At 48.6% G+C, this 19,432-nt stretch carries 16 protein-coding genes and 1 riboswitch; of the genes, 12 read left to right on the top strand and 4 right to left on the bottom strand.

Annotated features, from left to right (window positions below):
* Positions 1-23: 23 nt before the first annotated feature.
* Both MHB54_RS08410 and MHB54_RS08405 read left to right on the top strand, forming a co-directional pair.
* Positions 24-1,061 carry an aminoglycoside phosphotransferase family protein gene (locus tag MHB54_RS08410; protein WP_264454141.1) on the top strand — a complete coding sequence of 346 codons (1,038 nt, stop codon included), beginning with the start codon at positions 24-26 and terminating at the stop codon, positions 1,059-1,061.
* 55 nt (positions 1,062-1,116) lie between these two features.
* Positions 1,117-2,115: a glycosyltransferase gene (locus tag MHB54_RS08405; RefSeq protein ID WP_264454140.1), complete on the top strand. Its 999-nt coding sequence runs from the start codon at positions 1,117-1,119 to the stop codon at positions 2,113-2,115.
* Positions 2,116-2,241: 126 nt separating this feature from the next.
* On the opposite strand, the gene MHB54_RS08400 is transcribed toward MHB54_RS08405, so the two are convergent.
* Positions 2,242-2,727 (bottom strand): DUF1036 domain-containing protein, encoded by a 486-nt coding sequence (locus MHB54_RS08400; protein WP_158451748.1) that lies wholly within the window; start codon positions 2,725-2,727, stop codon positions 2,242-2,244.
* A 129-nt stretch (positions 2,728-2,856) separates the two neighbouring features.
* Positions 2,857-4,065, bottom strand: a complete 1,209-nt coding sequence (locus MHB54_RS08395) for an MFS transporter (protein ID WP_264454139.1) — start codon at positions 4,063-4,065, stop codon at positions 2,857-2,859.
* Between the two features lie 217 nt (positions 4,066-4,282).
* Here MHB54_RS08395 and cysK point away from each other — a divergent pair, with 217 nt between their 5' ends.
* Positions 4,283-5,206 carry a cysteine synthase A gene (gene cysK / locus MHB54_RS08390; protein WP_264454138.1) on the top strand — a complete coding sequence of 308 codons (924 nt, stop codon included), beginning with the start codon at positions 4,283-4,285 and terminating at the stop codon, positions 5,204-5,206.
* Positions 5,207-5,338: 132 nt separating this feature from the next.
* Positions 5,339-6,316, top strand: a complete 978-nt coding sequence (locus tag MHB54_RS08385) for an aldo/keto reductase (protein ID WP_340981535.1) — start codon at positions 5,339-5,341, stop codon at positions 6,314-6,316.
* Positions 6,317-6,472: 156 nt separating this feature from the next.
* Here MHB54_RS08385 and MHB54_RS08380 read toward each other — a convergent pair whose 3' ends face one another.
* Together MHB54_RS08380 and MHB54_RS08375 are read right to left on the bottom strand one after the other, a co-directional pair.
* Positions 6,473-7,273 (bottom strand): WYL domain-containing protein, encoded by an 801-nt coding sequence (locus tag MHB54_RS08380; RefSeq protein ID WP_340981534.1) that lies wholly within the window; start codon positions 7,271-7,273, stop codon positions 6,473-6,475.
* On the bottom strand, positions 7,248-8,573 hold the full coding sequence (locus MHB54_RS08375) for a helix-turn-helix transcriptional regulator (RefSeq protein ID WP_053324701.1): 1,326 nt from the start codon (positions 8,571-8,573) through the stop codon (positions 7,248-7,250). Before MHB54_RS08375 ends, MHB54_RS08380 begins: the two co-directional genes overlap by 26 nt.
* A gap of 200 nt (positions 8,574-8,773) precedes the next feature.
* Between MHB54_RS08375 and MHB54_RS08370 the strand changes: the two genes are divergently transcribed.
* The 8 genes from MHB54_RS08370 to MHB54_RS08335 all read left to right on the top strand — a co-directional run bounded on the left by MHB54_RS08370 (position 8,774) and on the right by MHB54_RS08335 (position 19,316).
* Entirely contained in the window at positions 8,774-10,339 is a 1,566-nt protein-coding gene (locus MHB54_RS08370; RefSeq protein WP_340981532.1) for a limonene hydroxylase, read from the top strand.
* 19 nt (positions 10,340-10,358) lie between these two features.
* Positions 10,359-11,177, top strand: a complete 819-nt coding sequence (locus MHB54_RS08365; protein WP_340981531.1) for a nucleotidyltransferase domain-containing protein — start codon at positions 10,359-10,361, stop codon at positions 11,175-11,177.
* Between the two features lie 21 nt (positions 11,178-11,198).
* Complete coding sequence (locus tag MHB54_RS08360; protein ID WP_340981530.1) at positions 11,199-12,662, top strand: 3' terminal RNA ribose 2'-O-methyltransferase Hen1; 1,464 nt, start codon at positions 11,199-11,201, stop codon at positions 12,660-12,662.
* Complete coding sequence (locus tag MHB54_RS08355) at positions 12,659-15,268, top strand: polynucleotide kinase-phosphatase (protein WP_340981529.1); 2,610 nt, start codon at positions 12,659-12,661, stop codon at positions 15,266-15,268. The genes MHB54_RS08360 and MHB54_RS08355 overlap by 4 nt, the downstream gene beginning before the upstream one ends.
* A gap of 20 nt (positions 15,269-15,288) precedes the next feature.
* Positions 15,289-16,086: a TatD family hydrolase gene (locus MHB54_RS08350; RefSeq protein ID WP_053324706.1), complete on the top strand. Its 798-nt coding sequence runs from the start codon at positions 15,289-15,291 to the stop codon at positions 16,084-16,086.
* A 44-nt stretch (positions 16,087-16,130) separates the two neighbouring features.
* A riboswitch (TPP riboswitch) is annotated at positions 16,131-16,240 on the top strand.
* A 250-nt stretch (positions 16,241-16,490) separates the two neighbouring features.
* Positions 16,491-17,087 (top strand): ECF transporter S component, encoded by a 597-nt coding sequence (locus MHB54_RS08345; RefSeq protein WP_023987157.1) that lies wholly within the window; start codon positions 16,491-16,493, stop codon positions 17,085-17,087.
* Complete coding sequence (locus MHB54_RS08340) at positions 17,087-18,550, top strand: ABC transporter ATP-binding protein (RefSeq protein WP_023987158.1); 1,464 nt, start codon at positions 17,087-17,089, stop codon at positions 18,548-18,550. Before MHB54_RS08345 ends, MHB54_RS08340 begins: the two co-directional genes overlap by 1 nt.
* Positions 18,525-19,316, top strand: a complete 792-nt coding sequence (locus MHB54_RS08335) for an energy-coupling factor transporter transmembrane component T family protein (protein WP_028542050.1) — start codon at positions 18,525-18,527, stop codon at positions 19,314-19,316. The genes MHB54_RS08340 and MHB54_RS08335 overlap by 26 nt, the downstream gene beginning before the upstream one ends.
* Positions 19,317-19,432 lie beyond the last annotated feature (116 nt).

Below are 19,432 nucleotides of genomic sequence, written 5' to 3'. Positions count from 1 at the left end.
TCGTTCGGAACGAGGACTGTGATATGATCGTGCTATTACATTTTATACAAAAAAGTTGGGTAGCTATGAATCCTTTTCATCAATATGTGAATGCTGACGGCACCTTGAATGATACGCTGGTGCGGAATCGTGAAATTTTATATATAGGTACGAATGGTCGGCATGTGGAACGTTTTTACGTGTCTACCTCTGAAAGTTATATATTCAAACCGCTAACCAACGATGATCAGGAGGGGCGGGAGAGATGGGTGTATGCGCATGTGCTTCCTGCGTTATCACCGATCTATCCCCGATTGCTAGCCTGGTCTGATACAGGTGCGGATGGCGGAGGAGAATGGATGGTTTTTGAGGACCTTGGTCCGTTACATCATCTACACGCAGACGAAACTCTATTGCGAGCTGTTGGACTTGTTGCATGGTGGCATGCTTTGCCGACGGATCGTTTTGCTGGAATGCCGCTGCGGGGACCGAAGCCACCCATTCAGGAGATGGTTTCCGAGCTATACACGCGCAAGCCGGATGTGTTAAAGCTTTGCAGCTCACTGGGATTATCTAAGCAACAGATGCAGCGTATGTATGTACAGCTGGAGCATTTATCTTTTTCACAGCAGCTAGTACTGTCTCATGGTGATCTTCATCCGGGGAACTATGCGCTGAGCGGGGAACGGCTTATGGTACTGGATTGGGAGCATGCTCATCTGAACACACCGCTGTGGGATGTATATCACCTGATCGACATGTCCCATCCGTTGTTTCCCCGACGGATGACGTCCGAATTGCGTATTCGTATGCTGGACACATACGTGGAGCAGCTGGAGCTGTTGGGGATAAGTGTGGATCGAACGGCATTTATGCTGGAATATGGCATGTTTGCGGTGGTATTTTCGCTCTGGATGCTGTTGTTAATCACAAGTGATTTGCAAAGGATTCGAACGAACCTGCATAGAAACGGCGACAAATGGTCAAAAGAGCAATTAGAGTCCCAGTTGGATGAAACGTTAGCCTGTTTGAACCAATGTGCAGCAATGATGGATTGGGGACAAGCCCAACAATGTAGATAGTAGCTTAAGACATAGACTGTATTTAGTTAGTAAAAGAAGGTGGGGAAATAAATTCATGAAAAAAGTCGGTTTGGTCATGAGAAAAATACAATTTGCAGAAGCGCAGGGTCCTCGTATTTTTGCAGAACGTCTGAAGCAGATCGGGTTGGAATTGGGGGTGGACATTGTATTTGTATCACCAGAGCGCCATGTGAGCAGCCATGACTGGCTTCCGGGCTATGAGCACGAAAAGGGCGACTTGGTCAACTATGACGTCGTACTGGACCAACTCCATGAGCAGCAGATTGAGCACGTTATTTATACGGTATCTGGCTTTACCTATTTGAACATGTTCTTTAAAAACAGCGTGCTTTTTCCGCATAGTTTTCCTGATCCGGCACTTACAGGCTATGAGATGATGAAGCCTTTTTATCAGATCGTGGACAAGGCTATTGTACAGACTGCCTTTCTCAAGCAGGAGATGGCTTCGAAGTTTGGCGTAACCGACGTGACAGTCATCCCGATCGGATTTAATGGGCGGCTGGTTGAAAAGCATTTTGATCCCTCGCAAGTGGTAGAGAACCGGGTGATGTGGATTGGTAGAGATGAGGAGAACCGACGTCCGGATTTGGTGCTGGAGTATGCGAGGCATAATCCTGACAAGGATGTCTATATGGTATTTGGCGGTGAACGCTACAAGGAAAGTATGAAGAAGTACGATATCCCGGACAATGTTAAACTTCAATTTGCGTTGACGCAAGATGAGGTGTTTGCACTGATGAACACGGCAAAGGTGTATTGGAGCTGCTCCAAATTTGATACGTTCGCGATGCCACTGACCGAAGCGCTGGCTATGGGTAAAATCGTCGTGAAGCCAGAGCATCCTTGCTATGGACATATCAGCTCTACTCATTCTTTTTCAGGGAATGAGAAAAACTGGTTCGAGCTGGTCAATATGGCTGCCGCCTCACCGCGCCGGGTTTCTACAGAAAATCAGGCATACGCTATGGAACAGTTTTCAAGTCAGGTGATGAAGCAGGGCTATCGGGACTTTTTTGATCATTGGTTAAGCTGAACGGCGAGGCAAAATACTGTGGCTGCAACAAGCGTCTGAATGTCCAGAGTGAAATAAAAATAACCCGCAAGGTGGTCACTTATTTTCAAAATATCCATCATGCGGGTTACGGTTCGGTTCTTTGACTTATCGTTTGGACTTTACTGGAACCGGGGTTCCTTTTTTAAAGCGAGCCGGTCTTCTCGGAATTCTGCGAATGCCGGAGTCCTCCGATTTAGAAGGTAATGCTTTATGAGTTGTCTTTGTTGACAGTTGGCTGGTTCTGCCGAACTCGACAGTGTAACTGTCTACAGATGAGTCAATGGAAAGTCTACGCATCCCCACTCGTCTGGATGATCCGCTGCTATAGTTCCAACACCAATGAAAATCACTGCTAGTGCTTCTCGGAAGCCGTGTGCGGTACGTACCACGCCACGAATTGGAGTGATCTTCAGCATAATAATAGAATGTGGTTCCCCCGACAGAACCGCTCCATACTTCTCTCGTATCACCAGGTTCTATCCGATACCAGCCCATTTTAGAATAATTGGTGGGATGACAGTCGGAACTAGGATAAGCATAGGCGGCATAGATGGTATTACTCGTGTTGTTTGTAAAAAAAAGGCTCATCATACACACTTCTTTCCTCATAAATTTGTATTACAATGTCATACTATGAGGAATTTAGAAGAAGAGAGTGGACAATATCTCTCAATCTATGAAAAATGAACCAATCGTTTACGTCCAACTTGCTAAATGATTCTATGTCTGTATCTCCGCTATCGCTTCAGGATGAGCCGTCTTGCGATCCACAATGTAGCTAACTATCATGAGTAGCAGACCGCCGACAGTGATTAGCGATGCAACCCATGGAATAGCGGCTAGCCCCATTTGATTAATAACGACTCCCCCGATAAAAGCGCCGCCTGCGTTGCCCAGATTTAATGCGGAATGGCTGGAGGTAGAGGCAAGCAAAGGAGCCTCATAGGCCAGATTCATGATGCGAACCTGAATACCCGGCATGATGCCGAACGCAGCAATGCCCCAGATAAAGACTGTGATGACGGCCAATACCTTGCTTTGAAGCGTAAATGTCAGAATGGCCAAAATAATAGCCAGTACAGCATAGTTTGCGATCAGGGATGGAAGCAGTTTCCAATCTGCGAGCTTGCCGCCAACGATGTTGCCGATCGTTACCCCTAGGCCAAACAGGACAAGAATCCAGGTAATGCTATGCTCGGCAAAGCCACTAATGTCTGTAAGCAAAGGCGTAATGTACGTAAAGACAGTGAACAGGCTACCACAACCGACTGCACCTGTGAGCAGCATCAGCAGCACTTTTGGATTAAACAGGCTTTTGACTTCTTGTTTGAGACTGGAAGGCTTGTCCTGATGAATCACCGGAATGTAGCGAATGATACCAAAGAGAGAAATCAAGCCGATGACCACAATGGCTCCAAAGGAAGCACGCCAGCCGAGCTGTTGTCCGATAAAGGTACCAAAGGGCACGCCAATAATGTTCGCCACGGTCAAACCGGTCAGCACCATAGAAATAGCACCCGCGCGCTTGTCAGGACGAACCAGTCTGGCAGCGATCAGGGAACCGGCTCCCAAAAAGGTTCCGTGCGATAATGCAGTAGCCATACGGGCCGCAATCAGAAGTTCGTAATTGGGAGCAATGACAGAAAAAAGATTGCCTAAAATGAATATGGTCATTAGGAGGCATAGCAGCTTTTTCTGCGGAACCTTATGGGTTAATACAGTAAGTACAGGTGCGCCAATGGCCACACCAAGCGCGTAACTGGTGATTAACTGCCCGGCTTGCGGAATCGTAACATGAAGATCATGGGCTACATTGGGCAGAAGTCCCATAATGACGAATTCGGTCATGCCGATGGCGAAGGCACCAAGGGTCAACCATAGCAAGGAGGGGGGGAAGCGATTTGCTGTCATATTTTCTTGATTACTCATAAGTGTCTTGTATCCTCCTGAAAAAATAGTAATGCGAGTATATCATTACAGGCGATATCTGGCGACCCATTTTGCAAGAATTTTACATACTAAGTTGATAAGTTTTATGTAATTTACAAAAGCGACAGGTAGGAAGGAGCCAAGTATGTTATTTTGGTAGTATGATATTAAGATCGTAAAATGACGCTGTAAGGAACGATCCAAGGAGGATATAACAATGGCACCTAAAGTGGTACATAGTATTACAGATTTAATAGGAGATACACCTTGTGTAAGACTCCAACGGCTCACACGGCCGCAGGATGCGGAAGTGTATGTGAAGCTGGAGTATTTTAATCCAAGCGGCAGTGTTAAAGATCGGGCGGCGGGCAACCTGATTGCCGAGGCGGAAAAGGCAGGACGTCTAAAGCCGGGAGGCACCATTATTGAGCCGACGAGTGGCAACACAGGAATTGGTCTTGCGATGAATGCGGCAGCCCGAGGTTACCGTGCAATTTTGGTGATGCCTTCGAATATGACGAAGGAACGGATCAATATTTTGAAAGCCTACGGGGCTGAGGTCGTACTGACACCAGCGGAAGAACGGATGCCAGGAGCGATTCGCAAGGCACTCGAACTGGGGGCTGAAATTGAAGGGAGTTTTATCCCGCATCAATTTGAAAATGAGGCAAATCCGGATATCCACCGTACGACGACGGCACTTGAGATTTTGGAACAGACAGAAGGGAAGCTGGATGTGTTCGTCGCTTCTTCGGGAACGGGCGGTACCATTACGGGAACAGGTGAAGTGCTGCGTCAGCATTTGCCGGATCTGCGGATTGTTGTAGTTGAGCCTAAGGGCTCGCCAGTGCTATCTGGAGGAAAACCCGGTCCACATAAGCTGGTTGGCACCAGTCCAGGCTTTGTTCCCACCGTGCTGAATACGGAAGTGTATGACGAAATCGTGCAGGTTTCCGATGAGGATGCGATTGCAATGACACGGGCGATTGCTGCCCAGGAAGGGATTCTGGTTGGCCCCTCTAGCGGAGCTACGATATGGACGGCGATTCAGGAAGCTCGGCGTTTGGGAGCAGGCAAACGGGTACTTTGCATTGCCCCGGATACCGGAGAGCGTTATCTGAGCATGGGGATATTCGGATAAAAAGATGTGGATTGGGGCCAAAGTGATACACGACCGTAAGTAAGTGGTAAAATAGGTGTGTGATAGCGGTTTCACGAACTATTCATATGTGGATAAAGCAGGGAATATTTTGAGGGTTGAAGGAGGAGCAGCATGAAGATTATGCCTTTACAGAAACGTGGAATCTCCGATAGTCGGCTGGCGCTCGGTTGTATGCCTTTTGGTGGAGAATGGAGCCATGCACCGTTTACGCAGGAGCATGTCGTTGAAGCGGAAAGAGCTGTAGAAGCTGCACAATCCATTGGGATTACGATGTTCGATCATGCGGATATCTATCGTATGGGGAAAGCGGAAGAAATTTTCGGTCGGGTTTTAAAGGGACAGCCGGGCTTGCGTGAACAAATCGTAATTCAGTCCAAATGCGGCATTTTTCTGCCAGATGGTACGCTCCCGGGCCGCTTTGATTTCTCATATGCTCATATTATGGAGTCCGTGGATGGTATCCTGAAGCGTCTGGGTAGCGAATATTTGGACATCCTGCTACTGCATCGCCCTGATCCGCTGGTAGAGCCGGAAGAAGTAGCGAAGGCGTTCAGCGAGCTTAAGACATCTGGCAAAGTAAGGCATTTCGGCGTTTCCAATATGAATGTAAGCCAAATTCGGTTTCTGGAACGGAGCCTAACGGAGCCGCTGATCGCTAATCAGCTGGAAATGAGCCTGGCCCATCTGCATTTTGTAGATCAGACAGTACATGTGAACCAGCAGGCAGGGACAAATGTACATTTTGGCGAAGGTTTGATGGAATATTGCCAAACCGAGAATATTCAGCTCCAAGCCTGGGGACCGCTGGCGCAGGGACGTTTTAGCGGAGGTCCTTTGGAAGGGCAGCCTGAGCATGTCGTTAAGACGGCAGAACTGGTGCAGAAGCTAGCTTCTGAAAAGGAAACGACACGTGAAGCGATCGTCCTTGGCTGGCTTATGAAACATCCGGCACGGATTCAGCCCGTCCTTGGCAGCGCCAATCCTGAACGAATCAAGGCATGTCAGGATGCGGAACGCCAGAGCGAGCTGATGACCCGTGAGGAATGGTATGAATTGTATGTCAGTGCGCGCGGACAAGCCTTGCCGTAACTGGTACTGCGGACCCGTTTGTTACAGCAGGCGTATGTGGGTGTACGTGTATGACCTCGTTTATACGAACTGTAGTTTAATAGGCCCTCCCTTCGTCTCATTAACAGACGGAGGAAGGGCCTATTTACATGGATGCATCTCATATTGCCTCAGTAGCTATTCCTCTTCGTAGCGTGCAAGGGCCTTGGCCGTTGTTTCCTTCATTCGTGAGATCAGCCGGGAGCCTTGGACGACCTTGACACGTTTGCCAAGGAAACGGATTTTGGATAGCACATATTCACATTCGTCTGCCTGGAAGGTGAGCGTAATACGATAGGTATCTGCTTCCTGAACATATTCGACCTCTTTTTCAAAGCAGGAAAAAGCATATAAAATACGGGACATTTCTCCGTTGTATACAGGAATAATTTCGATGATGCCCTGTTCTTTGCGCGACTCCAGTATACCGAGAATACGTTGGGTGAATTTTTCGGCCTCTTCGGGTAGAAGCTCATCTTCCGTGACGTTCACGATATTAGACAGCTTGGTAGACATGAGCGCGCGGTGTCTGCGGTTATACCACAGCAGGCTCCAATCTTTTTTGACCATGGAGAACTCCAGCTTATATGGAAAACCGGACATTCGCTCATGCATGTGTCCGTTGCGCAGTTTGTAGGTCATACAGATGCCAGAACGCGATCGCAGAATGGGACGCAATTCACGCAAGAGTGGATGATATACCGAGGCAGCAGGGAGACCTGCTTTTTCCCGCAAACTTCCATCGGCCTCCAGAGGCTCGTCGTCTGCGAGCATCTGCCGAAGCTTATCAAGCGTAGACGGGGTGAAAGCCTCTATTGCTGCCGAGTCTGTCAGCATAGATTGGAGCCAGACTCTTTCCTGCGATGTGGTGGCAAAAGCGCCCGATTCATCCAGCCGAGAGACGATCTGATAGTTAAATATTTTCTCGAACAGGCTCATAATAGGCTTGCAGCTCCTTCCATTCCTGTCTGAATTCCTTACGTAGCCGCTGAGGCTCCAATACCTCACAGCTTGATCCAAAGCTGCGAATCCACGGTTTAATCTCGGTGATTCCATTCACTGTGATTTCATAGATAAAGGATTCACTTTCTTCCTCCGCGATCGTACCCCATTGTCCCTGTGACAGTACACGTTCCCGAATAAAGTTGCGCTTCGCGCCCTCAGGATTAAAAAAACGTACACGTACCTTCACAGGACGACCGGTATCAACAAGCCAGCTGTACCGCATTTTTTCTTCCAACACCGCTAGCAGATCGGCATGAAACTGCTCTGGTACAGGCTTGCCCACCACCAATTGAGTCATGCCCTCCATACGAAACTTCATGATTCCTTTACCGCCTACATGACCCAGAACATACCAACGTCCATATTGATGATCATAGATGACTTGCAGGGGCAGAATGGTATGTTCACGGCCCTCCGTCTCTTTTTCAAACAGCGGGTTTGTGTTCTGTGACCCGTACATGCTTCGTTTGGACGTCGAAAAATATAAAAAAGTTACACAGCGACGTTGCCGAATGGCGTGTAGAAGCGGATGAATATGGGCTTCGTCCAGAATGCGTGAATAATAGTGGTATTTATATAAAAAAGGTTCAGCCAAATCCCGATCTCCGGCTTGACGGCGCATGGCTTTTTTTAGATGATCTCGCAACAGATATCCCTGAACAGAGGGAAGCTGGGTGTTGGCCATAATGTCTACAAAATCATATAAGTCCAGTAATTCCTCGTCCGTCAGTCCTGTCACCAGATCGTTGCGGACAGCATAGCGATAAGGTCTGCCGCCGGGTTCCTTGCGAACCACGCCGACTTCGACCAGATATTTCAGATCGGAACGAATCGTTTTCTCATCCGGCAGCGAACTGTCGGAAGGTAGCCCGTTGCAGCAAGCATCCAGCAATTCCATAGTGGTCAGAGGCTGTGACTGTAGCGCTGTCAGCAGAAGAGATAAGCGGACGCTTTCTGATTCCTTGAGCGATTTGGCCCGAAACAAGAATAGTAGTAATGGATCAGCGGATTCATAATAATTAAAGCGCAGCATCTCATTAAAATCATGTCCCTGGTCCTCAGGCAACTGCTGTTGTACGGATTGGACGATTTCCTTGAGACGCCGGATTGTTTTATCAAAGGTATGCACTGAAATGCCCAGTCTGTCTGCAAATTGCTGCCGATTATAAGCGCCGCTGGTCAGTGTGAGCATGCGCAGGAATTGAATTTCTTTATCAAAACTCTCTCTCGCCATGATGCATTCCCCGTTTCTGTTGCCGTTCTCCGAAAGCAAGTATCCCTTTATTCTAACAGGGAAGGGAAACAGGAAAAAGGGAAATTATTCTTCTTTGTAATACTTTCACCATGTTCACGACTTCCAATATAAAGCATCATAGAAATATAAGATAGCACGATGAAACTAAGAAGCAATACATAACAGAAGGGTGATGCAACATGTTTGGACGACGCAAAAATGAAGTGTTATATCCATGGGTAGGCAAGCTTTCGATTTATGAAACGATTATGCAGGGAATGGATACTCAGGGCAGGCTTACTGATGATCATTTACCGGATGATGAAGAATATTGGGCAGGTCACACGATACGTTGGGTGGCAGGAGGATTGGATGGAGCATTAGGCTATCATGGTGCTGGCGAACATGTGGCCGACAAAATCAAGGATCTGGTGCAGCTGTTGTCCAGACAATGTCGTAAGCCAGGAATGAAGACGAGACGTGAGACGTATGTACGCTTGATGGAGGAAAATGCGCTCAGTCTGATTGATCCGTTGCTGGATGCGGTGCGCCAGCATCCAGCAATTCAGCCAGACCGATTGTATGAGGAAGCGCGTTGGCTGGTTGAACATGGAGCACACCGTAATGTGGTGAAGATCGGCATTGCGTTGCTTGGATTACTGGAGACAGAGCAGCATCACGAGCTTATTTTAACGCTGGCAAAGCATGATGAATTCACGCTATATGCGGCTGTAGCTATCTGTAATATTTCGGAGCAAGCCAACGAACAGTTGTATACGTTAGCCCGCCAGGTACATGGCTGGGGACGTATTCACGTAGTGGAACGGCTGGAACCTACGCGTCAGGAAATACGTGATTGGCTACTGCGGGAAGGATTCCGCAATAATGTCATGTATGAATATCTTGCTTATGAGTGCGCTCATAAAGGCGAGCTGCATACAGCCATCGCCGTTCCGCAGATTGATCAGGAGTTGTTTGACGGAGCAGGCGAGATTCTGTCGGCTTTGCTGGCAGCAGGCGGACCTGCGGAAAGTATAGACGATTATGAGCATGCCGCTATGGTTATAGGTAACTACCTTCGTCATGCCAAGGCCATGTGCACGACGGTGCAGCATTTTACGATCATCATGGATATTGCAGACTTTCTGGATGAAGAGGACGATTCATGGGAGACACGTTATGAGCATGAATGGACACCGGAATTGCGTAGACGTTACGCGTCGCTGTGCCAGCAGATGATGGACGATCCGCAGTGGGTGCAGCTGGTGGAGCAGGAGCTGCAGCATGCAGATTCACCGCATCTCCACTGTGCCATTCGCGCAGCTCAAATGCTAACACTAGATGTATGGCCCGTGCTATTTGATCAATTAAGCAGATACCCAGTCAAGCCTAATCTGTACTTTGAACTCATCAAGACAGTGGATGAACAGCGGGTGCGCAAGTTGGTGGCTTTTGCAGAACAGCACTTGCCCTTGGGAGAGATTGCTTCCGGCCCTGCTAATTTACCTGGGTATGGACTGGAGTATGAAGCGCATCAATGTCTGGGTATGCTGTTGCAGCTATTGTCTTCTCACGAAGGAATGGGACAAGAGCTAGTTGCTGCCGGGCTTTGGAGTCCGGTGACCTCCAATCGCTGTGCAGCGCTTCATGTACTCAAGGTATGGTCTTCTGAGATGTGGGGAGAGAAAACGACAGAGCGCCTTCGCCACTTATCGGTAGCTGAAACGGAGGAGTCGATTAGAGAACAGATTCGGGAAATACTTTAATGATAAGGGAGGGAACAACATGACAGATGTGAAGCATGGGCAGGGTTTCATTCAACCGGAAATGTGCGAGACGATTTTGCGTGAGCTGCGCGCATTGGAGCAGGCGGAGCAGGTGCGCATTGTGTACGCCTGTGAATCAGGCAGTCGGGCATGGGGGTTTCCTTCACAGGACAGTGACTATGATGTACGATTTATCTATGTAAGACCCGTAGATTGGTATTTATCTATCTTTGATAAGCGGGATGTGATTGAGCGACCCATCAGCAATTTGCTGGATATGAACGGCTGGGATTTGAAAAAGGCACTCCATTTGTTTCGCAAGTCCAATCCGCCTTTGCTGGAATGGCTGCAATCTCCGATTCCCTATCTGGAGCAGTATTCAGTGGCTGACCAGATTCGTGCAATATCGCCGTTAACTTTCTCTCCGAAGTCCTGTGTGTACCATTACCTGAATATGGCGCGGGGGAACTATCGGGATTATTTGCAAGGAGAACAGGTGAAGATTAAAAAGTATTTTTATGTACTGCGCCCACTGCTGGCCTGTGGCTGGATTGAACGTTACAACATCATGCCTCCGATGGAATTCGTAGACTTGCTAGAGGAATTAATTCCGGCCGATACAGAACTTTATCAGGTGATCGGGCATTTGCTACAACGTAAAAAAGCGGGCGAGGAACTGGATATGGAGCCACGGCTTTCGGTGGTGAATGATTTTATCCAGCAGCAAATTGCTTATTTTGAACAAAAGGCGCCCTTGCTTCAGCATATGGAGAGTGGCCGGGATCAGCAGTTGGATGATTTGTTCCGCGCTGCGGTGAATGAAGTATGGAAAGCATAAGCTGGGAAGGAGAAGTGGAGTATGCACATTACGCTAAAAGCAACCGGAACGAATGCAGGGATGATTTCGCATTTGCTTGCTAAGAATCCTTACAATACGTATGATCGCACAGAAAAAGGCGCACGTGTACGCATGGTGTACACTGTTTTTACCGAGGAAGAGGCTGAGATCGTCATTCAGGCTTCGCCAGATTCGATTGATTTGGTCAAAAACAGTCCAGACAGCTATGATATTACACAATATATAAATGATCGGGAGTTTGTAACCAGCAGCTTATTTTGCACCTATATTCGTGGCTCGCTTGGCACAGCCCTGAACGGTAAACCCAAAGAAGATTATGCAGGATGGGTGACGCACCCTTTTGCGCTGGAGTTATCGTTTGGGCCTGTTGCTTCGGATTTGCCGGATTCTGTGGTGGAGGGACTATTTGCTCCGCTGGGCTATCAAGTGGCCATAGAACGAGGGGAAGCAGATTATTCTTTTCAGCTGAAAAATCGAAGCACCGTCAGATATGTCACGTTAAGTGGCCACCAGACGGTGCAGTATGCGCTGCGTCAGTTATTGCTGTTGATTCCGGTGCTGGATAATTATAAGCATTACTATATTAGTGAAGAAGAGTTTGACAAGCTGAGACGTTACGGTGAAGGCTGGCTGCCAGAGCATCCGCTACGCGAGCTCATCATTCGACGCACGCTTCGTTTTACCAATCTGATTGAGCAATTTGAGCAATCAGATTCTGCTGAAACAGGTACTCAAAAACATATTGAAAAACATACTCAAAAACATACTGTCCAAGCTCAAAATGATAAGCACAAACAGATTCAACAGCCAGAACAGCCACAGGAGGAAGGGAAGCAACAGCCTACTGTACGGCTGAATGAACTGCGATATCAAGCTATTATGGACGTGATTCGCAAGCTGCCTCGAAGACAGAAAATCGTAGATTTTGGTTCAGGAGAAGGGAAGCTTTCGGCTCGGATGGCCCGAATGACGGGCATTGAAGAAATTTGGGCGGTGGAGCCGTCTGCGTATGCACAGGTGAGAGCCATGGAGCGTTTTGCCAAGCTGGAAAGGCATACCGACGCGATCATTCCTACACCCATGATGGGCTCACTCTTTTATTATGATGAACAATTGCGGGGCAAAGATGTGATGATCCTATGTGAGGTCATTGAGCATGTGGACGAGCATCGTCTGAACCGGGTGATGAAGACGATTGTGACGGAGTATCAGCCGGGCGTGCTGATCGTGACGACTCCCAATCGTGAATATAATGAAGTGTATCGTATAAATCAGCAAGAGCTACGGCATGGCGATCACCGTTTTGAATGGAGTAGAAGCGAGTTTCAGGAACGATGTGAGCAGTGGATTGAGGAAGCTCCTTATTTGATAGCGCTGAAGGGGATCGGAGAAGAGGTCGAAGGCTTTGGACAACCGACCCAAATGGCTATATTTACGCGCAGAAAGGAGCAGAAGGAAGCATGAGCAATTCATCCAAACGTACGATTCATTTACCGCATGCTGGACTGGTTGTGTTGGTGGGGGCCTCCAACAGTGGCAAAACCACATTATTGGACAGGCTGGTGAGCGAAGGGATTCTACTGGAGACAGAAGTGGTATCCTCGGATCATTTTCGCAAGCTGGTCGGAGATACGGAATTTATAGACTGGAGTGGACTTCCAAGGCTGGAATCGGACGTACTGTTCTATGAGTATCAGCAAATGTCAGCCAAGGCGTTTGAGGCGATGGATACGATTCTGGCTATGCGTTGTCGCTTGAATAAGCTAACGGTTGTGGATGCCACCCATTTGTATGCTGAGGATCGTCAAAAATATGTACAGCTGGCAGCCAAAGCGCATGTTCCTGTTATGGCCTGGGTACTGGATGTACCCGAAGCTGTGCTGCTGGAACGGGATTTAGGCAGGGAGCATCCGCGTGGCCGCCAACGGGTCAAGCAGCAGGCACAGCTGTTAAAGCGGAACCTGCGTGGTATCCGTGAGGAAGGTTTTAACGCTTGCTATGTTCTTAAGGATGTAGAAGAAATGAACTTTGTTCGCCGTGTGCAGCCACTGTTTCATGAGATTGGCTCAGGTATTGACATCATTGGTGATATCCATGGGTGCTACCGTGAGATGCTGGAAGTGATAGAGCGGCTAGGATATACGGAAGATACGGAAGGACTATACCATCATCCAGATGGTAGAAGACTAGTATCTGTCGGGGATGTGATGAGCCGTGGCCCAGAATCGTTACAAGCGGTGCAGTTCTGGAAAAAGCACGTGGATGCCGGACTAGCGTATATGATTGACAGCAATCATGGCTGGAAAATCGGCCGTTACCTCGATGGGAGAAAGGTGACTCTCAGTCATGGCGATGAACGATTTGCAGAGGAACTGGTCCAATATGAACAAAAAGCGGGCAAGGCAGCGGCAGAACAGCTTAGAAGCGAGTTGAGGGATTTTCTGCTACATGTACCCTCTCATCTTATTTTTGGCAGAAATGGATTGCGACATGTGGTTGTGACTCATGCCGGGATTAAGGATCATTTTATTGGCAAACAGTCGGCACGTATTTCTGATTATTGCCGCTATGGAGATACGGAGGGGCAGGATGCGAACGGAACACCGATCCGCAAGGATTGGTTCGTAGACCATGAATCGGGAGAAATAGTAGTATGGGGACATGATCCGAGACCGCAGCCTACCCTTGTGAACCAGACGGTGAATATTGATCAGGGTGTGGTATTTGGCGGTATGCTGACCGCTTATCGTTATCCAGAAAAGGAATTTGTCAGCGTTTCGGCACATGAGAATTATGCGAATGATCCCGATAGCCCACTTGTCCGGTGGCAGAGAAAACGGTTTTCCCCGCCGAATTTACGCAAGCTAATCGCTGGTTACAGTGTGCTGACGGAATCGTATGGCGAAGTGCGCGTACAAGGAGAATGGATCAAATCCGCTATAGATACTGTGTCACATGTGACTGTACCCATGGAGGAGCTGGTGTATATTCCACCGACGATGAGCCCTGCTCCAGCGGTGTCTGCAGAGGAAGGATATCTGGAGCATCCACGTGAGGCGCTGGCTTATTATCGCGGGCAAGGAGTACAAACGATGGTGGCCGAGAAAAAACATATGGGTAGCCGGGCTATTCTACTATTATTCAAAAACGAACAGGCCGCTGTTGAATATGTAGGCTACCCGACATTGGGCACGATCTATAGTCGGAGTGGGAGAGCTTTCTTTGAACAAAGCCTTGGGAAGCAAGTGATGGAGAAGCTGAATGTGGATCTACGGACTGCTGGATATTTTGAACGGAACCAGACGGATTTTGTATTGCTGGATGCGGAAATTGTACCGTGGAATCTCAAGGCTCGGGAACTGATTGCTGCACAGTATGCGCATGTGGGGGAGGCAGCCCTGCTGGATCGCAGTAAGCTGGTAGACAAGCTGAAGCAGGCGAAGGTTGCAGGTCGAGAGGTTGGAGACTGGTTGGAGGAAATGGAACAGAAGTACGCGAATGCCGTAACGTTTCAAGAGGCTTTTCAAAAATATTGCTGGGATGTGGACGGTCTGGATGAAATTCGTATCGCACCGTTCCATACGCTGGCACACAGCGGAAAGACTTTTTTCGACCATTCTCATATTTGGCATATGGAGCAAAACCGGGAGCTGGCTGGGCTGTCTTCCCTGTTTATGGAGACAGAGTATCGCGTGATCACGGACGAAGCAAGCGAGGAAGAGGTCATTCGCTGGTGGAACGAGATGACAGAGGATGGTCATGAAGGGATTGTGATCAAGCCGGAACGCTTTTTGATGAAAAATCGGGACAAGATGATTCAGCCTGCAATCAAGGTGAGAGGCCGGAAGTATTTGCACATCATTTACGGTATGGATTATCTTGCCCCTGAGAATTTAAAGCGTCTGAAGCAGCGTCGAACGAACAAAAAGGAGCGTCATGCCCTGATGGAAGGAGCGCTTGGTATGGAAGGCGTGGAACGTTTTGTCCGCAAGGATACGGTAGATCGTATTCATGAATGCGTCCTTGCCGCGCTATCTCTGGAATCGGAGCCGATTGATCCGAGATTGTAGTTTGCGAAGGAGGGATTGAGATGGAAAGGGGTACACCGTTAATTGATATTGGCGTGAACTTGATGCACCGTTCGTTTCATGCGGATCGGGAACAGGTGGTAGAGAGAGCAGCAGCTGTAGGGATTTCACCCCTGATTATTACCGGGACCAGTGTCCGCAGCAGTCGGGAGGCTTCTCAGTATGCAGCACGTTATCCGGGCAAGCTGTATGCGACAGCTGGCGTGCATCCCCATGATGCCAAAGACTGCAGCGCAGAGACGGTTCAGCAGCTCCGCCAGCTGGCGAGTCAGCCGCAGGTCGTATCCATAGGGGAATGCGGATTGGACTATAACCGTGATTTTTCGCCGCGTGATGTGCAGCGCCGATGGTTTGAGGAGCAAATCCAACTGGCGGGTGAGCTTAATATGCCGTTATTTCTTCATGAACGAGATGCACATGAGGATTTTGTTGCTATGCTGCGGGAGTATCAAGGGCTTGTCGATAAAGCAGTGGTGCATTGTTTTACAGGCACGGAACAAGAATTGCATACGTATGTAGAGATGGGACTGTATATCGGGATCACCGGCTGGATTTGCGACGAACGGCGTGGCAAACATCTGCGTGAACTGGTCAGAGATATTCCCTTGGACCGTCTGATGATTGAAACGGATGCACCATTTTTGACCCCGCGTAATTTGCCCGTGAAGCCCAAAGAAGGGCGTAATGAGCCCATGTATCTCGCTCACATTGCTGCTACGGTTGCCGAATGTACAGGCCGAAGCATGATGGAGATCGAAATCGCCACGACGGAGACAGCCAAACGTTTCTTCGGATTATAGGATTGTCAAAGCCATAGATGTGGTATATATTATAGTGAATTAAAAAAGCATTGTCGGGAGCTTGAGAAAGTCAGGCTGAGAGGGTGGCCCTTGCCACTGACCGTGAAATCTGATCTGGGTAATGCCAGCGTAGAGAAACCAAGAACACTATACAGGAATGCCGCTTGTTTAGCGGTTGTCGATAGATTCAATGTATGTCCTAGCATTTTACCTTGACCCTGACTTTGGCTTGGTATCAGTGTAGTAGCTTAGACTACTGGTTATATAAGGCATATCGACGAATGATGTTTTGTATGGTGCTTCACCTTTTACTGCGCATAAAGCTTGCCTGGAGATTCGGCTCCAGACAAGCTTTTTTTTATGGCCAAGAGGCCAATTATAAGGAAAAAGGGGAGCACGCAATAATGAATACTGCTGTAAGAGCGTCCAAAGGGTTGAAGCTGACTGATATTTTGGTCACGATTGTGATCGCTGTTGTGTTCGGGTTAGTCTACAAAATATGGGGACCTGCCTATGATTTGATGAAACCATTCGGTCTACACGCCGAGCAACTGATGTATGGCATGTGGTTTATGGCAGGCACGTTTGCTTATCTCATCATTCGCAAGCCGGGTGTTGCAATTTTGGCAGAGGTGGCAGCGGCAACGGTCAGTGCTTTTTTGGGAAGCGAATGGGGGATGTCCACTTTGTACTATGGCCTGCTGCAAGGCTTGGGAGCGGAGCTATTTTTTGCGGCTTTTCTGTATCGGAACGCAAACCTGTGGGTTGCTTCGCTAGCTGCGGCCGGGGCGGCTGTCGCTTCTCTGATTTTAGACTTCAGCTACGGGTATATTGATCAGCTTTCGACCTGGAACTATGTTTTGTATATCGGTTTTCGCATGATTGGCAGCATTGTGATTGCCGGGGTATTCGCGTTCTATCTGGCTAGGGCATTGGAGGTAACCGGAGTCACGCGAAGTTTGAGACCCGCAACGGAACAAGATTATAAGGGGCTGGATTGATGAGCCAGGCAACCGAAGATGTGGTGGCTTCGATCACCCGTCTTCGGTTGAAATTCCCCGGTGAGCAGGAGCTGCTTTTTCACAATATGTCTTTGTCTGTCCGCAAGGGGGAAAAGCTGCTGTTGCTGGGACCGAGTGGATGCGGTAAATCAACGCTGCTCCAAGTGTTAAGCGGTCTGATTCCACGCACGATAGAAGTGCCTATGAAATGCGATGCTGCTGTAATCCCAAGTGTCTCAGGTATTGTATTTCAAGATCCTGATACGCAGTTTTGTATGTCATATGCAGACGAGGAACTGGCTTTTGTGTTGGAAAATAATCAGGTTCCTCGTGAGCAGATGCGATCCCGTATTCGCGAGCTGCTGATACAGGTTGGTCTATCAACGGATGATATACACATGCCCATTGGCAGCATGTCACAGGGAATGAAACAGCGGCTGGCGATTGCGTCTGTGCTGGCTATGGAGCCAGAAGTGCTTTTTCTGGATGAGCCCACGGCTTTGTTGGACGAGGAAGGCACTACACAGGTGTGGGATACCATTCGAAACATTTCGGTAGACCAGACACTGGTGATCGTGGAGCATAAAATTAATGAAATTGTCCATGATGTGGACCGGATTGTGGTGCTTTCTGCTCAAGGGGAGATCATTGCGGATGGAAGGGCGGAAGAAGTATTTCATGGGCAGCGGCAGGCATTGTCCGAGTATGGCGTGTGGTACCCGGGAGTATGGAGTGAATCGTCTTCGCCGCGTTGGAGTGAATCAGTGACACAGCAGAATGGTACGGGGAATGGTACAGGGATTGATTTGCTGGAGCTGGAACATTTTAGTGGCCTCCGCGGTTTAAGTTCAGTGATTTATGTGGAGCATGCGCAGGTGAAGCCTGGCGACTGGATTGGCGTGGTCGGTGAAAACGGGGCTGGCAAAAGCTCACTGCTGCTCTCCATGATGCGCTTACTTCGCACACAGGGACGTTATAGCGTGCGCGGAATTGAGGCAGGCAGTACGGAACAACTGGCAGAGCGTATCGGGTTCGCGTTTCAAAATCCCGAGCTGCAATTCGTAGCACACACCGTACGAAAGGAACTAGAGTATTCGTTACCCAAGAGCTTGTTCACCATTGAACAGTGCCGGGAACGGGTCGATCGGATGCTCGTACAGTTCGGACTGGAGCGGCTGGACGAGCGTCATCCGTATCAGCTTTCATTGGGCCAAAAAAGGCGGTTGAGTATTGCTACGGCTATGATCCGTGAGCCGGAAGTGCTGCTGCTGGATGAACCGACTTTTGGGCAGGATGCGCGTAATACCTTTGTCATGCTGGATATGTTGGAGCAGCTGAGAGCGGCAGGCACGGCCATTGTGATGGTCACGCATGACCCAGAAATTGTCCATCGATATTGTACCGATATATGGCGGATTCAGAAAGGGGAACTACAGTATGAACCTGTCCTTTCCCCATCATAAAACATGGCTGCATCGTGTGAATCCGGGCCTAAAGCTCGTTATGTTTTCCATACTGTTTGTGGTCGTTATAGTCATTCATGATCCGAATGTCATGTTTAATGTTGCGTGTGCTATGCTGCTGCTGCTTGTCTGGTCAGGCCATCCATGGAAGCGGCTGCTGCTGTATGGATCTCCCTTTATATTGGTGTTTATTTCAACCTCAACGGGCATGATGATGTTCGGCAAAGGGGTGACGACCTGGTGGACATGGGGCCTGATCCATATTACGCAGGAAAGCTTTTATCGGGGTATACATCTGGGCTTTCGTGCGCTGAGTATGGCGGCGGTAGGGTTGCTGTTTGGTTTAACGACTCGTCCAGTGGACCTTTTTTATTCACTGATGCAGCAATGGAGGCTCTCTCCGAAGTATGCGTATAGCTTTTTGGCAGCCATGCGGTTGATGCCCATGATGGTGGAGGAATTCCAGGCATTGAGACAAGCCCATCGTATTCGAGGTTTACATCAGCATGTGTCCAAATGGAATATGTATGCCACGCTTCGCAGGTATGCAATTCCGCTGCTCGCTCAAAGTATCCGGCGTGCACAGCGAATTGCTATTGCCATGGAAGCCAAGGGTTTTACCAATGAAACCAAACGCACGTATTATTATGCGATTGGCTATTCGGCTGTAGATATTGTGTTCATATTCTATTTTGTCATCATGCTTACGCTGGCTTGGGGACTCGGTATCTGCTTTCCTTACGTGGGGGTGTGGGATGTACGTTAATTGTTGTCAAAAGGCTTTGCCCGTTTTCTGCTCTGTGGTATATTAATGCAATGGGAATTGACGGCTCGTACAGACCCGCCTGGGCTGGCGGGCTTATTACATTTTCCCTGAGAAAT

It is taken from the genome of Paenibacillus sp. FSL M7-0802 (assembly GCF_038004945.1).
Taxonomy (GTDB): Bacteria; Bacillota; Bacilli; order Paenibacillales; family Paenibacillaceae; genus Paenibacillus; species Paenibacillus polymyxa_B.
This window is presented reverse-complemented; position numbering and strand designations above follow the sequence as displayed.

Bases quoted from the DNA above. Each gene is read 5' to 3' on its own strand.
- MHB54_RS08410 (WP_264454141.1), top strand. From the start codon at position 24: ATGATCGTGCTATTACATTTTATACAAAAAAGTTGGGTAGCTATGAAT.
- MHB54_RS08405 (WP_264454140.1), top strand. From the start codon at position 1,117: ATGAAAAAAGTCGGTTTGGTCATGAGAAAAATACAATTTGCAGAAGCG.
- MHB54_RS08400 (WP_158451748.1), bottom strand. From the start codon at position 2,727: ATGATGAGCCTTTTTTTTACAAACAACACGAGTAATACCATCTATGCC.
- MHB54_RS08395 (WP_264454139.1), bottom strand. From the start codon at position 4,065: ATGAGTAATCAAGAAAATATGACAGCAAATCGCTTCCCCCCCTCCTTG.
- cysK (WP_264454138.1), top strand. From the start codon at position 4,283: ATGGCACCTAAAGTGGTACATAGTATTACAGATTTAATAGGAGATACA.
- MHB54_RS08385 (WP_340981535.1), top strand. From the start codon at position 5,339: ATGAAGATTATGCCTTTACAGAAACGTGGAATCTCCGATAGTCGGCTG.
- MHB54_RS08380 (WP_340981534.1), bottom strand. From the start codon at position 7,273: ATGAGCCTGTTCGAGAAAATATTTAACTATCAGATCGTCTCTCGGCTG.
- MHB54_RS08375 (WP_053324701.1), bottom strand. From the start codon at position 8,573: ATGGCGAGAGAGAGTTTTGATAAAGAAATTCAATTCCTGCGCATGCTC.
- MHB54_RS08370 (WP_340981532.1), top strand. From the start codon at position 8,774: ATGTTTGGACGACGCAAAAATGAAGTGTTATATCCATGGGTAGGCAAG.
- MHB54_RS08365 (WP_340981531.1), top strand. From the start codon at position 10,359: ATGACAGATGTGAAGCATGGGCAGGGTTTCATTCAACCGGAAATGTGC.
- MHB54_RS08360 (WP_340981530.1), top strand. From the start codon at position 11,199: ATGCACATTACGCTAAAAGCAACCGGAACGAATGCAGGGATGATTTCG.
- MHB54_RS08355 (WP_340981529.1), top strand. From the start codon at position 12,659: ATGAGCAATTCATCCAAACGTACGATTCATTTACCGCATGCTGGACTG.
- MHB54_RS08350 (WP_053324706.1), top strand. From the start codon at position 15,289: ATGGAAAGGGGTACACCGTTAATTGATATTGGCGTGAACTTGATGCAC.
- MHB54_RS08345 (WP_023987157.1), top strand. From the start codon at position 16,491: ATGAATACTGCTGTAAGAGCGTCCAAAGGGTTGAAGCTGACTGATATT.
- MHB54_RS08340 (WP_023987158.1), top strand. From the start codon at position 17,087: ATGAGCCAGGCAACCGAAGATGTGGTGGCTTCGATCACCCGTCTTCGG.
- MHB54_RS08335 (WP_028542050.1), top strand. From the start codon at position 18,525: ATGAACCTGTCCTTTCCCCATCATAAAACATGGCTGCATCGTGTGAAT.